General features: G+C 44.1%; 13 protein-coding genes. 9 read left to right on the top strand and 4 right to left on the bottom strand.

What is annotated here, in order from left to right:
* The first annotated feature begins 64 nt into the window (after window positions 1-64).
* Window positions 65-685: a DsbA family protein gene (locus NST79_RS19965; RefSeq protein ID WP_212060235.1), complete on the top strand. Its 621-nt coding sequence runs from the start codon at window positions 65-67 to the stop codon at window positions 683-685.
* A 12-nt stretch (window positions 686-697) separates the two neighbouring features.
* Here NST79_RS19965 and NST79_RS19960 read toward each other — a convergent pair whose 3' ends face one another.
* From NST79_RS19960 to slrA, 3 genes are all read right to left on the bottom strand, one after another.
* Window positions 698-2239: a cation acetate symporter gene (locus NST79_RS19960; RefSeq protein ID WP_212060237.1), complete on the bottom strand. Its 1542-nt coding sequence runs from the start codon at window positions 2237-2239 to the stop codon at window positions 698-700.
* Window positions 2236-2544 carry a DUF485 domain-containing protein gene (locus NST79_RS19955; RefSeq protein WP_212060239.1) on the bottom strand — a complete coding sequence of 103 codons (309 nt, stop codon included), beginning with the start codon at window positions 2542-2544 and terminating at the stop codon, window positions 2236-2238. Before NST79_RS19955 ends, NST79_RS19960 begins: the two co-directional genes overlap by 4 nt.
* Before the next feature lie 442 nt (window positions 2545-2986).
* Window positions 2987-3145: a transcriptional regulator SlrA gene (slrA, locus tag NST79_RS19950; RefSeq protein WP_003243648.1), complete on the bottom strand. Its 159-nt coding sequence runs from the start codon at window positions 3143-3145 to the stop codon at window positions 2987-2989.
* Between the two features lie 354 nt (window positions 3146-3499).
* Between slrA and slrC the strand changes: the two genes are divergently transcribed.
* From slrC to galT, 4 genes are all read left to right on the top strand, one after another.
* Entirely contained in the window at window positions 3500-4171 is a 672-nt protein-coding gene (gene slrC, locus NST79_RS19945; protein ID WP_014478350.1) for a transcriptional regulator SlrC, read from the top strand.
* Between the two features lie 17 nt (window positions 4172-4188).
* Complete coding sequence (locus NST79_RS19940) at window positions 4189-4572, top strand: GtrA family protein (protein ID WP_046160979.1); 384 nt, start codon at window positions 4189-4191, stop codon at window positions 4570-4572.
* Window positions 4573-4652: 80 nt separating this feature from the next.
* Entirely contained in the window at window positions 4653-5825 is a 1173-nt protein-coding gene (locus NST79_RS19935) for a galactokinase (RefSeq protein ID WP_015250940.1), read from the top strand.
* Window positions 5826-5828: 3 nt separating this feature from the next.
* On the top strand, window positions 5829-7370 hold the full coding sequence (galT, locus tag NST79_RS19930) for a UDP-glucose--hexose-1-phosphate uridylyltransferase (protein ID WP_212060240.1): 1542 nt from the start codon (window positions 5829-5831) through the stop codon (window positions 7368-7370).
* A gap of 70 nt (window positions 7371-7440) precedes the next feature.
* Here galT and NST79_RS19925 read toward each other — a convergent pair whose 3' ends face one another.
* Window positions 7441-7686 carry a GlsB/YeaQ/YmgE family stress response membrane protein gene (locus tag NST79_RS19925; protein ID WP_009968363.1) on the bottom strand — a complete coding sequence of 82 codons (246 nt, stop codon included), beginning with the start codon at window positions 7684-7686 and terminating at the stop codon, window positions 7441-7443.
* 515 nt (window positions 7687-8201) lie between these two features.
* Here NST79_RS19925 and qoxA point away from each other — a divergent pair.
* Genes qoxA through qoxD form a run of 4 tightly spaced genes read left to right on the top strand, consistent with a single transcriptional unit; the run spans window position 8202 to window position 12148 of the window.
* On the top strand, window positions 8202-9167 hold the full coding sequence (gene qoxA, locus NST79_RS19920; protein ID WP_010886637.1) for a cytochrome aa3 quinol oxidase subunit II: 966 nt from the start codon (window positions 8202-8204) through the stop codon (window positions 9165-9167).
* A 27-nt stretch (window positions 9168-9194) separates the two neighbouring features.
* Entirely contained in the window at window positions 9195-11144 is a 1950-nt protein-coding gene (gene qoxB / locus NST79_RS19915; RefSeq protein WP_003227407.1) for a cytochrome aa3 quinol oxidase subunit I, read from the top strand.
* Window positions 11145-11157: 13 nt separating this feature from the next.
* Window positions 11158-11772 carry a cytochrome aa3 quinol oxidase subunit III gene (gene qoxC / locus NST79_RS19910; protein ID WP_003227409.1) on the top strand — a complete coding sequence of 205 codons (615 nt, stop codon included), beginning with the start codon at window positions 11158-11160 and terminating at the stop codon, window positions 11770-11772.
* A 1-nt stretch (window position 11773) separates the two neighbouring features.
* Window positions 11774-12148 carry a cytochrome aa3 quinol oxidase subunit IV gene (gene qoxD / locus NST79_RS19905; protein WP_003227410.1) on the top strand — a complete coding sequence of 125 codons (375 nt, stop codon included), beginning with the start codon at window positions 11774-11776 and terminating at the stop codon, window positions 12146-12148.
* Window position 12149: the final 1 nt, after the last annotated feature.

Raw genomic sequence — 12149 nt, 5'->3', positions numbered from 1 at the left:
TTAAAAAACAGTTGTAACTTTAATTGTTACAGTTTAAAATCAATTTATACGAAAGGAGATTATCATGACAGTACACATTAAAGTTTATTCAGATTACGTCTGCCCATTTTGTTTTGTTGGAAAAGCCGCTTTTGAAGAAGCGATAAAAGGAAAGGATGTTGAAGTCGAGTGGATGCCGTTTGAACTGCGCCCAAGTCCATCTCCTCAGCTTGATCCGGTCAATGATCCTTCCAAACAGTACATGTGGCAGACATCAATTCAGCCAATGGCGGAGAAATTAGGAGTTGAGATCAATTTTCCAAACGTCTCGCCCCATCCGTATACAGACCTCGCGTTTGAAGGCTTCCATTTTGCGAAGAAATACAATAAAGGACATGAATACAACACCCGTGTCTTTCAGGCGTTTTTCCAGGAGGGCCAAAATATCGGCGACATTGACATCTTGACGAAGCTCGCTGAGGAAGTGGGATTAGACGGTGCAGCATTCAAATCAGCACTGGAAACAAGAACATATCAGGACGTGCAGCGCCAAGCCTTGAAGCACGCTTATGAAGAGGCTGACATCACAGCCGTTCCAACCTTTATTATTGGCGACACTGTAATTCCAGGTGCTGCCGGCAAGGATGTATTTGAAAAAGCGATTTCTGAAGAACAGAAGAAAAGACAAGGAAAAAGCTCTCTATAAAGAGAGCTTTTTTTATTCCTGTTCCATATGGACGCCAGTATGCGCCTTCACCTGTATTTCTGCAAACGTATCTTCATCAATTGTTTTATCAGACGACAGCACCGTTCCGAGCCACGCGCCGAGAAAGCCGAGCGGGATGGAAATAATTCCTGGATTAGACAGCGGAATGAGCGGATCACCGGTAAAAATAGCACCTCCGGCCGGGTCCCACACACTAGGGCTCATCGATACCAGCACAAGCGCGCTGATCAGGCCTGTCAGGCTGCCCCATAAAGCGCCTGAGGCATTGAATCGTTTCCAGAAGACTGTAAACACAATCAGCGGAAGGTTTGCGCTGGCGGCTACCGCAAACGCGAGTGCAACAAGGAACGCCACATTTAAGGATTGTGCAAAAATCGCAAGGAGTATCGAGAGTACTGACACGGCGACAGAAGCCCATCTGGCCGCTTTCATTTGTTCTTTTTCAGTTGCTTCTCCCTTTCTGATGATCTGGCTGTAAATATCATGGGCAAATGCTGAGGCGGCAGACAGCACCAACCCTGTCACGACAGCCAAAATGGTGGCAAAGGCGATGGCTGATACAAACGCGAACAGAAAGTCTCCTCCGAGCGCTTTTGCTAAAAGCGGAGCCGCCATATTTCCCGCTTGATCAGCCGCTGTAATCGCGTCAAAACCGACAAATGCCGCGGCACCAAAGCCGAGAAACACCGTCATAATGTAAAACACACCGATAATCCATGTCGCTGACACAACGGATGTACGGGCCGTCTTGGCATCCTTAACGGTATAAAACCGGATCAATATATGCGGAAGCCCGGCGGTTCCCAGCACGAGTGCCAAGTTTAACGACAAGGTCTCAAGCGGCACCTTGTATTTATTTCCTGGATTCATAAAATCAGCGCCAAGCGGAGTAGCCGTTTTCATCTGTTCAAACATGGTATTAAGGCTAAAGCCGAATTTCGAAAACACGATAATCGAAATCACGAGTGTGCCGGCCATCAGCAAAACGGCTTTAATAATTTGAACCCAGCTTGTCGCGATCATGCCGCCAAACACGACATAAATGGTCATCAGCACTCCGACGATGAGGACAGCCATAGTATAATCCAGCCCTAGAAGCAGTTTGATCAGCGCACCCGCCCCCACGAGCTGGGCGATCATATAAAAAGTAGAGATGGCAATGGTATTGAGAGCCGCGACACCGCGGATTTTCTTTTCTTTAAAGCGAGCGGCAATCATGTCTGCCATCGTGTACTTTCCAAGATTCCGAAGCGGCTCCGCCACGATGTACAAGACAACGAGATAAGCCACCAGAAAACCGATGCTGTAAAAGAAGCCATCAAATCCATATAACGCAATCATTCCGGCAATCCCGAGAAACGAGGCGGCAGACATGTAGTCACCGGCAATTGCCAGTCCATTCTGAACGCCGGTGAGCCCGCCGCCCGCCGTATAAAACTCACTCGTCGTTTTCGTCCGCTTCGCGGCAAAATACGTGATAATAAGCGTCAGGCCAACAATCGCCAAAAACAATAAAAAAGCAGTCATATTCATGTCTGTTCACCCTTCAGATTCTCTTTTAAAGCGCTTACATACCGATCGAAATGAGCGGCTCTCCGGGAATACACAGTACTCAGTATCCAGGTCATAGCGAATTGGGCGATGGCGAACAGCCAAGCCCATGAAACAGCTCCAATGGCCGGTGCATTCAAAAAGGTGAAATAAGATGTCAAAACAGGGAGTGAAAAATAAAAAACAAAAAAGAAAATCGCAGAAGGAACAATAAAAGCGCGTTTCTGCTTTAAAAAAGCTTGAAAAGACGGCGTTGCAGCAATCTGTTTATAATCAGCTTTGTACATGGATTTCCTCCTTTTATTCGCTAAACGTAAGCAAAAAGGTACACCAATAGGTATGTACTGAAAGTCCGATTTATGCGTTGAACAATATCTGGAGGATGAAAAAAGAAGGAAGTCGTGAAGAGGTGAACACAGTGGTCTAAAGACAGGCGAAGGTTTTCAAGCTCGGCCGTGTATAAACGAGTTTGCTTTCAAAACCTCACCGAATGCAGCTTGTTCTCAGCAAAGCTGCTGTTTACCAGAGCACGGTTATCATGTTCGCATCACCTCTTTATGACAATGCATGTGCCAAGAGGTGATCGCATCACCGGCTGTCTGTCGTAGTTAGCTGACACACCGTTTGTCCTCAAGCTCAGCGCAGCGATTTGCTTTTGAATAGAGGATATGGTGAAAACTCAGATCAGGTGATAGAAAAGCCAGAGGTAAATAGATCCGCCTGTTCGGACTAGTCTTGCCGGACGGTTTTTTTGTGGTTTTTCTTTCTCGATGCTGTCTCAGATTCTAAAAACTGCCTCACATCATGAATGCCTAATCCAATGGATCTAGCTTCTTGAATTAACATATGCCAACCTTTGTCCAAATCTTTTTTAACATGAGTTTTCATAGTAACCTCCAATTGTATAAAATGTTTTCCTGCAACATGCGGGCAATAAAAGACAAGCCAGCGCGATGATGAGGCGAGTACAACAAATTTCACACATAGTTGCTCGGTGTTCACAAACTGAAGGAAAAACCACCTACCTATTCCCTAAAAAAATGACTAATATAACCAATGGACCTTATTTATAATAATAAACAATTAAATACTGACTGGATAGTATGTAAATGAAAATAAATCATTTAGCCTATTAAAAATGACCCCTGGGAAACCGAATAGCATAACCGTTCAAAGAAATAAATACCGCTAAAGATTGATCCGGTGTAAGATAAGGGTAATCATTACCGCCAGGAGAAAAATATGAAAAAAAACAAATTTCAAATTAAAAGAGAAGCAACATTTGAAAGTTTTATAGACGCTGGCGTGAATTTGTTGATTGACCGAGCGTATGATCCGGTTTCTGTAGAAGATATCAGCAGAGCCGCCGGGTACAGCAAAGGAGCATTTTATGTTCATTTTGTCAGCAAGGACGATTTTCTGCTGTACCTTCTCGAAAAACGTCAGATGAAAAAAAAGATCATTATAGGGTATCTTGATCAAATGGAGCGGGAGTCAGTGAAATCGCTGACATTGGACGAGGCTGCAAAACACGCTGCAGAACTGCTTTATTCCTATTACATAAATAAGCCGTCGTGGGACATCACCTCGTTTGCCATGAACATGCCGACATATAAAGTCTTAAAGAAATGCAAGGCCTATGTCCGGCTGTACGAATTGTGGGTGGAAGAAAATGTGTTATATATTAAGTGGCTGAAGGAGAGAAAGCTGATTGACGCCTGTATTGATCCTGAATATACGGCTAAAATAATATGTGCAGTCCTCGACGGAATCATCAAACAATCATATGTATTGGGCCAGCCAGCCACCTTCCGCAGCTTTTTAGACGCACTCTCGGTATTTTTTACTTTAGACAGAGAGCACGAGACGCCAAGAATTTTGAAAAGTTTTTCGGAAAGCGAGGAACATCAGTGAAGTATAGAGAAATAATTATGTATATCATTATGGGGGTTTTCACAACCATTGTGAATATCGCCAGCTTTTATATATTGGTAGAGATCATGAATGTGGATTACAAAGCCGCCACTGTTGCCGCTTGGATTTTGTCCGTGCTGTTTGCTTACATAACAAATAAATTATATGTGTTTCAGCAAAAAACACATGATCTGCAGAGCCTGCTGAAAGAGCTCACTGCTTTTTTCAGCGTTCGGGTCCTGTCTCTCGGCATAGATTTAGGCATGATGATCATTCTTGTCAGCCAGTTCAATACAAATGAAACCTTGGCCAAAATACTCGACAACGCGGTCATTGTTGTCGTCAACTATGTTGCGAGCAAATGGCTCGTCTTTAAAAAAACAAAAGAAGAAGGGGTATGAGAGGACTGCAGCATATGATCTGCCGTTTTCTATGAAGAAATAAGGGGAATAAAAAATAAAAACCAGAAAGGTGATTGCACATGCGGGAAGAGCTAAAGGGGATATTTGCAAGTGTATTCGGAGAAAAAGAGGGGTTACGGTTTTTTTTCGCACCTGGAAGAGTGAATCTGATTGGAGAACATACAGACTATAACGGCGGGCATGTCTTTCCGTGCGCGCTGACAATGGGTACATATGCTGCTGTTGCAGAAAGAAACGACGGGCTTGTCCGGATGTATTCAGATAACTTTAGAAACGCAGGCATCAAGGAATGCAGCCTTGACGACATTCGCTATCAAAAAGAAGACGACTGGGCGAACTACCCAAAAGGCGTGATTTATGAATTTCAACAGAGGGGATATGCAGTTCCCCATGGCTTTGACATTGTATTTTCAGGGAATATTCCAAACGGGGCGGGGCTGTCGTCTTCCGCTTCTATTGAACTGCTGATGGGGGTCGTGCTCCGAAGCTATTTTCATCCTGAAGTAGATGCGCTTGAGCTTGTGAAAATGGCGCAGCATGCGGAAAACCATTTTATCGGCGTCAATTGCGGAATTATGGACCAATTTGCAATTGGAATGGGGAAAAAACATCATGCGATGCTGCTGAACTGCGACACGCTTGACTATGAATATAGCAAACTCAATGTCTCAGGCCTCGCGCTGGTCATCGCGAACACGAACAAAAAAAGGACATTGGCTGACTCAAGCTATAATACGAGACGCCAAGAATGCAATGATGCATTGCTTGATTTGAAAAAAGGCCTCGATATTGCCGCACTGGGCGACATCAAGCCTTCTGATTTCGATGCGCATTCCAGCCTGATCCAAAATGAAACGAACAGACGCCGGGCAAAGCACGCTGTATACGAAAATCATCGTGCTATTAAGACGGCCCATATGTTCAAAGAGAACAATATAGATGAAATCGGGCAGTTAATGAAGGAATCCCACCTTTCATTGAAGGATGACTATGAAGTAACATGCCCTGAACTTGATGAGCTTGTGTTTGCGGCATGGGATCACGAAGGTGTAATTGGATCAAGAATGACGGGAGCAGGCTTTGGCGGATGCACCATCAGCATTGTAAAAGATGAGTTCGTTGATGATTTTATTCAGAAGGTTGGAGACAGATATCAAGAAAAAACAGGGCTCCGAGCGGACTTTTATGTCGCGGATATCGGAGAGGGAGCGAGAGAACTAAAGGGGGAGTGACATATGAGTATTATTGAACATCTGGAACAGCTGCTTGAGTATGGTCTGGAACGAAAATTGATTTCGATCTGGGATCGGGAATATACGAGAAACCGTCTTTATGAAGCGCTGGGCATCACACATCCCGAGCCGATCTCCAGCACCAGCATCAAGCAGTCACAAAGCCTGCCGGACTTGCTAGCTCCCATCTATAAATGGGCTGCCGAAACCGGCCGAATGGAAGCGGATACAGATACGTACCGTGACCTGCTCAGCGCAAAGCTGATGGGCTGTTTTGTGCCTGCCCCGTCCGAGGTCATTCGCAAATTTGAAGAGACAAAAGCATTATACGGCCCAAAACAGGCGACAAAGGAATTCTATCAATATTCAGAGGATGTCTATTATATACGGACTGACAGAATCGCCAAAAATGTTCATTGGACGGTGCCGACCGAATATGGCGAGCTGGAAATGACTATTAACCTATCAAAGCCTGAAAAGGACCCGAAAGCGATTGCGGCTGCAAAAGAGCAGGAACAGACAAATTATCCGATGTGTTTGCTGTGTAAAGAAAATGTCGGCTTCGAGGGAAGCGTGAATCATCCAGCCCGGCAAAATCACAGAATCATTCCGGTCATCCTTGAGGACGAACAATGGTTCCTGCAATTCTCGCCATATGTCTATTATCCGGAGCACTGCATTGTCTTAAAAGGTGAACATGAACCGATGGAGATCAGCAAAAAAACATTTGAAAGGCTGCTGTCATTTCTTGGCCAATATCCGCATTATTTTATCGGTTCAAACGCGGATCTGCCGATTGTCGGCGGCAGCATCCTAAGCCATGATCATTTCCAAGGCGGCGCGCATGATTTTCCAATGGCACGTGCAGAAGCGGAAGACGTTTATGAATTAAATGATTATCCCGGCGTGTCGCTGGGCTTAGTGAAGTGGCCGATGTCTGTGCTCAGGCTCCAAGGAGACGAACCGGGTCATGTCGCCGAAGCTGCTGATCATATCTTCCGCACGTGGCAGACGTATTCCGATGAAAAAGCCGGCATTGCCGCCTATACAGGCGATACGCCCCATAATACGGTCACACCGATTGCGCGGCGCAGGGGAGACTTGTACGAACTCGATATCGTACTGAGGAACAACCGGACGGATGAGGAGCATCCATTAGGAATATTTCATCCTCATCAAGAAGTCCACCATATTAAAAAAGAAAATATCGGCCTGATTGAGGTCATGGGATTGGCGATATTGCCGGGCCGCTTACAGGAGGAAATGAAAGAAACGGCAGCGGCGCTATGTTCTGCTGATCCGAAAACAGCTTTAGAACAAAATCCGCTCACGGCAAAGCATAGTGAATGGGCTCTTCGAATGATGGAAAAAAGAACCATAACAAAAGAGAACGTAGATCTAGTCATAAAAGAAGAGCTGGGACATGTATTCGCGCGCATCCTTGAACACGCCGGTGTATTTAAGCAGACAGCAGAGGGAAAACAGGCCTTCAGAAGGTTCATCGATCAGTTGGGCGCCAAACCAGTCAAAAGCCTCAACCGCTAGGGTTGAGGCTTTTTCGATTTTTATGGCAAAACAAACACCCAAAGCGCTGACGCTTCGGGTGCTGCTGCTTTTATCCTCTTTTTCTGGTTAACAGGCTTACTAGAAAGACAACAATGGCTGCGCCGATTACCGCTGGAATAATGGCAAATCCGGCTAGGTGCGGCCCCCATGTTCCAAGCAGCCCGTGTCCGATCCAGGCGCCTATAAGACCTGCGATCATAGACCCGATAATTCCTCCGGGCATATCTCCTTTTACAAACAGGCTTCCAAGCCATCCGATAATAATAGCGACGATAAGTGAAATAAGAAAACTCATCATGCAACACATCCTATTTTTTATTTATTTGCTTATATCATTCCTCTTTTTTGTATAAGATAAACAACTGGATGCTCTCATAAAAAAATGCGGACAATTCAGAGCATATTGGCTCTTCATTGCGCCTTTTCTTTCAATATTTGATGCGTTAAAATGGTAACCGTGTGAAAAGATGCTAGGCAAGGAAAAAATAATTCCTATCTAGAAAGTTTAACAAAATGAAATTTTTGATTGACCTAAGTTTTTTATTGTGGTAAACCTTAATTTGTCAGAATTAGTTCTTCATCATCTTTCTTTACTTTATATGCGGAAATAACTAGAAACTTTTCATCTTAAGCGATAGATGTGAATAAAGTTGGAGCAATTTTTGTCGATTTTATGACATTTAAGCGAAAATGGGATGAAGTTTATAAAAAAATAAAGCTAATAAGTGAAGTTTTTGATAGCATAACAAAGTAGAGAAAAGATTTTGAGGAAGTATGCACTTCAGATTTATTACATCAATAGGAAGGATGGTGATCTTCTTGTTCAGAGCATTAAAACCGTTGCTTGTATTAGCGCTGTTAACTGTGGTTTTCGTCCTTGGGGGATGCAGCAATGCTTCAGTACTAGATCCGAAAGGACCTGTAGCTGAACAGCAAAGTGATTTAATCCTGTTATCTATCGGATTTATGCTGTTTATCGTCGGGGTCGTCTTTGTTCTATTTACCATTATTTTAGTAAAATACCGCGACCGTAAAGGCAAAGATAATGGATCTTATAACCCAGAAATTCACGGTAACACGTTTTTAGAAGTAGTCTGGACAGTGATCCCAATTTTAATCGTCATTGCACTTTCTGTGCCAACAGTACAGACGATATATTCGTTAGAAAAAGCTCCTGAAGCAACAAAAGACAAAGAGCCTCTTGTTGTTTATGCTACTTCGGTAGACTGGAAATGGGTATTTAGCTACCCTGAACAGGATATTGAAACGGTCAACTACTTAAACATTCCTGTCGACCGCCCGATCTTGTTCAAAATCTCATCTGCAGATTCAATGGCTTCGCTATGGATTCCTCAGCTTGGAGGGCAAAAATATGCGATGGCAGGAATGCTGATGGATCAATACTTACAGGCTGACAAAGTGGGTACTTACGAAGGCCGCAACGCGAACTTCACAGGTGAACATTTTGCAGACCAAGAGTTTGATGTGAATGCAGTCACAGAAAAAGACTTTAACAGTTGGGTGAAAAAGACTCAGAACGAGGCTCCTAAGCTGACAAAAGAGAAGTATGATGAATTGATGCTTCCTGAAAATGTGGACGAATTAACGTTCTCTTCTACTCACTTGAAATACGTTGATCACGGACAAGACGCTGAGTACGCGATGGAGGCGCGCAAACGCCTTGGCTATCAAGCCGTTTCACCGCACTCTAAAACAGATCCGTTTGAAAACGTAAAGAAAAACGAATTTAAGAAGTCTGATGATACAGAAGAATGATATTGATCAGGAAAGGAGGAAGCCTGCATGAAATTCAAATGGGACGAATTTTTCGTAACTGGTGACCCATTAATTCTGGGCGCACAAGTTTCCATTGCGCTTTCAACCATTGCCATTATTTTTGTACTGACTTACTTCAAAAAGTGGAAATGGCTGTGGTCTGAATGGATAACTACTGTTGACCATAAAAAACTCGGAATCATGTACATTATATCTGCTGTAATAATGTTATTCCGCGGCGGTGTCGACGGTCTGATGATGCGTGCCCAGCTAGCGCTTCCGAATAACAGTTTTTTAGACTCAAACCACTATAATGAAATTTTTACAACTCACGGTACAATCATGATCATCTTCATGGCGATGCCGTTCTTAATCGGTCTTATTAACGTTGTTGTGCCTCTTCAAATCGGTGCCCGCGACGTTGCGTTCCCTTACTTGAACAACCTGAGCTTCTGGACGTTCTTTGTAGGGGCGATGCTTTTCAATATTTCTTTCGTTATCGGAGGTTCTCCGAACGCAGGCTGGACGAGTTATATGCCGCTTGCAAGTAACGACATGAGCCCTGGGCCGGGTGAGAACTACTACCTCCTCGGACTTCAGATTGCCGGTATCGGTACCCTGATGACAGGGATCAACTTTATGGTAACAATCTTAAAAATGAGAACAAAAGGCATGACATTAATGCGTATGCCAATGTTCACATGGACAACACTGATCACAATGGTTATTATCGTGTTTGCTTTCCCTGTACTTACAGTAGCATTAGCACTTTTATCATTTGATCGTTTGTTCGGCGCTCACTTTTTCACATTGGAAGCAGGCGGTATGCCGATGCTTTGGGCTAACTTGTTCTGGATTTGGGGACATCCTGAAGTATATATCGTTATTCTTCCGGCGTTTGGTATTTTCTCAGAAATCATCTCAAGCTTTGCAAGAAAACAATTGTTTGGTTACAAAGCGATGGTTGGTTCTATTATCGCCATCTCTGTATTGAGTTTCTTAGTTTGGACTCACCACTTCTTCACAATGGGGAACAGTGCGTCCGTTAACTCATTCTTCTCAATTACGACAATGGCAATCTCAATCCCAACCGGGGTTAAAATCTTTAACTGGCTCTTTACAATGTATAAAGGCCGAATCAGCTTTACAACACCTATGCTGTGGGCGCTTGCGTTCATTCCTAACTTCGTTATCGGCGGGGTTACAGGGGTTATGCTTGCGATGGCAGCAGCGGATTATCAATACCATAATACGTACTTCCTTGTATCTCACTTCCACTATGTGCTGATCGCGGGTACTGTATTTGCTTGTTTCGCCGGATTTATTTTCTGGTATCCAAAAATGTTCGGCCACAAGCTGAACGAAAGAATCGGAAAATGGTTCTTCTGGATCTTTATGATCGGGTTCAATATTTGTTTCTTCCCGCAATATTTCTTGGGGCTTCAAGGCATGCCTCGCCGTATTTACACATACGGACCGAATGACGGCTGGACAACATTGAACTTTATCTCAACAGTCGGAGCTTTCATGATGGGTGTAGGATTCTTAATCCTTTGCTATAACATCTACTACAGCTTCCGTTACTCTACTCGTGAAATCAGCGGAGATTCATGGGGTGTGGGACGTACGCTTGATTGGGCGACTTCTTCTGCGATTCCGCCGCATTACAACTTTGCGGTGCTTCCTGAAGTCAAATCTCAAGATGCATTCCTGCATATGAAAGAAGAAAAAACTGAATTATACCCTGAAAGTAAATTCAAGAAAATCCATATGCCAAGCAACTCAGGCAGACCGTTCTTTATGTCTGTTGCCTTCGGTCTTGCAGGCTTTGGACTTGTCTTTGAATGGTACTGGATGGGCGTAGTCGGATTGATCGGAGTCCTGCTCTGCATGGTTCTGCGTTCATTCGAATACGACAACGGCTACTACATTAGTGTTGATGAAATAAAAGAGACGGAAAGAAAGATTTCCGAATAAGGAGGCGTGAGTTATGGAACATGCAGAACACGGCAATTCTAACGCGCCTATGGAATATCAATCTGAAACCGGCAGACTTAATATTCTCGGGTTTTGGATCTTTTTAGGGGCAGAAATTGTGTTGTTCTCAACACTATTTGCAACCTTCTTCGTTCTTAAAAACAGAACAGCTGGAGGTGTCTTGCCAGACGAACTATTTGAAGTCAATCTGGTAATGATTATGACGTTCTTGCTGCTGATCAGCAGCTTTACCTGCGGGATCGCTGTTCATGAAATGCGCCGCGGAAGTTTAAAAGGCGTAGTCATTTGGACAATTATCACTCTTCTTCTCGGGGCCGGCTTCGTCGGATGCGAGATCAACGAGTTTGTTCACTATGTACATGAAGGAGCGGCTCTCAGTACAAGTGCGTTCTGGTCTGGATTCTTTGTTTTACTTGGAACTCACGGAACTCACGTAACAATCGGGATTTTCTGGATCACAGGAATTCTGATTCAGTTGAAGAAACGCGGCTTAACCCCGCAAACTTCATCTAAAATCTTTATCTCAAGCTTGTACTGGCACTTCTTAGATGTTGTATGGATTTTCATCTTTACAGGTGTCTATCTCATGGGATTGGGGGGTCTGTAAAATGGCAAACAAATCTGCTGAACACAGTCACTTTCCATGGAAACACATTGTAGGTTTTATCCTGTCTATCGTTTTGACCCTGCTGGCTCTATGGGTTGCAGTGTATACTGACCTGAGCTCATCAGCAAAACTTTGGATAATCTTCGGCTTCGCCTTCATTCAGGCGGCGCTGCAGCTTCTCATGTTCATGCATATGACAGAGAGCGAAAACGGCACGATCCAAGTCGGAAACACGCTGTTCGGATTCTTTGGCGCGATCGTTATCGTACTTGGATCCATCTGGATTTTCGCGGCTCACTATCACCATGGTGACCATATGGACGGAAATCCTCCTGGAGGCGCTGAACACTCAGAGCATTCAGGCCATAACGAATAAT

Origin of the sequence: Bacillus sp. PS196, assembly GCF_037963555.1 — a bacterium.
GTDB classification, from domain to species: domain Bacteria; phylum Bacillota; class Bacilli; order Bacillales; family Bacillaceae; genus Bacillus; species Bacillus subtilis.
This window is presented reverse-complemented; position numbering and strand designations above follow the sequence as displayed.

Coding starts and splice junctions, on each gene's coding strand:
- NST79_RS19965 (WP_212060235.1), top strand. CDS start 65: ATGACAGTACACATTAAAGTTTATTCAGATTACGTCTGCCCATTTTGT.
- NST79_RS19960 (WP_212060237.1), bottom strand. CDS start 2,239: ATGAATATGACTGCTTTTTTATTGTTTTTGGCGATTGTTGGCCTGACG.
- NST79_RS19955 (WP_212060239.1), bottom strand. CDS start 2,544: ATGTACAAAGCTGATTATAAACAGATTGCTGCAACGCCGTCTTTTCAA.
- slrA (WP_003243648.1), bottom strand. CDS start 3,145: ATGAAAACTCATGTTAAAAAAGATTTGGACAAAGGTTGGCATATGTTA.
- slrC (WP_014478350.1), top strand. CDS start 3,500: ATGAAAAAAAACAAATTTCAAATTAAAAGAGAAGCAACATTTGAAAGT.
- NST79_RS19940 (WP_046160979.1), top strand. CDS start 4,189: ATGTATATCATTATGGGGGTTTTCACAACCATTGTGAATATCGCCAGC.
- NST79_RS19935 (WP_015250940.1), top strand. CDS start 4,653: ATGCGGGAAGAGCTAAAGGGGATATTTGCAAGTGTATTCGGAGAAAAA.
- galT (WP_212060240.1), top strand. CDS start 5,829: ATGAGTATTATTGAACATCTGGAACAGCTGCTTGAGTATGGTCTGGAA.
- NST79_RS19925 (WP_009968363.1), bottom strand. CDS start 7,686: ATGAGTTTTCTTATTTCACTTATCGTCGCTATTATTATCGGATGGCTT.
- qoxB (WP_003227407.1), top strand. CDS start 9,195: ATGAAATTCAAATGGGACGAATTTTTCGTAACTGGTGACCCATTAATT.
- qoxC (WP_003227409.1), top strand. CDS start 11,158: ATGGAACATGCAGAACACGGCAATTCTAACGCGCCTATGGAATATCAA.
- qoxD (WP_003227410.1), top strand. CDS start 11,774: ATGGCAAACAAATCTGCTGAACACAGTCACTTTCCATGGAAACACATT.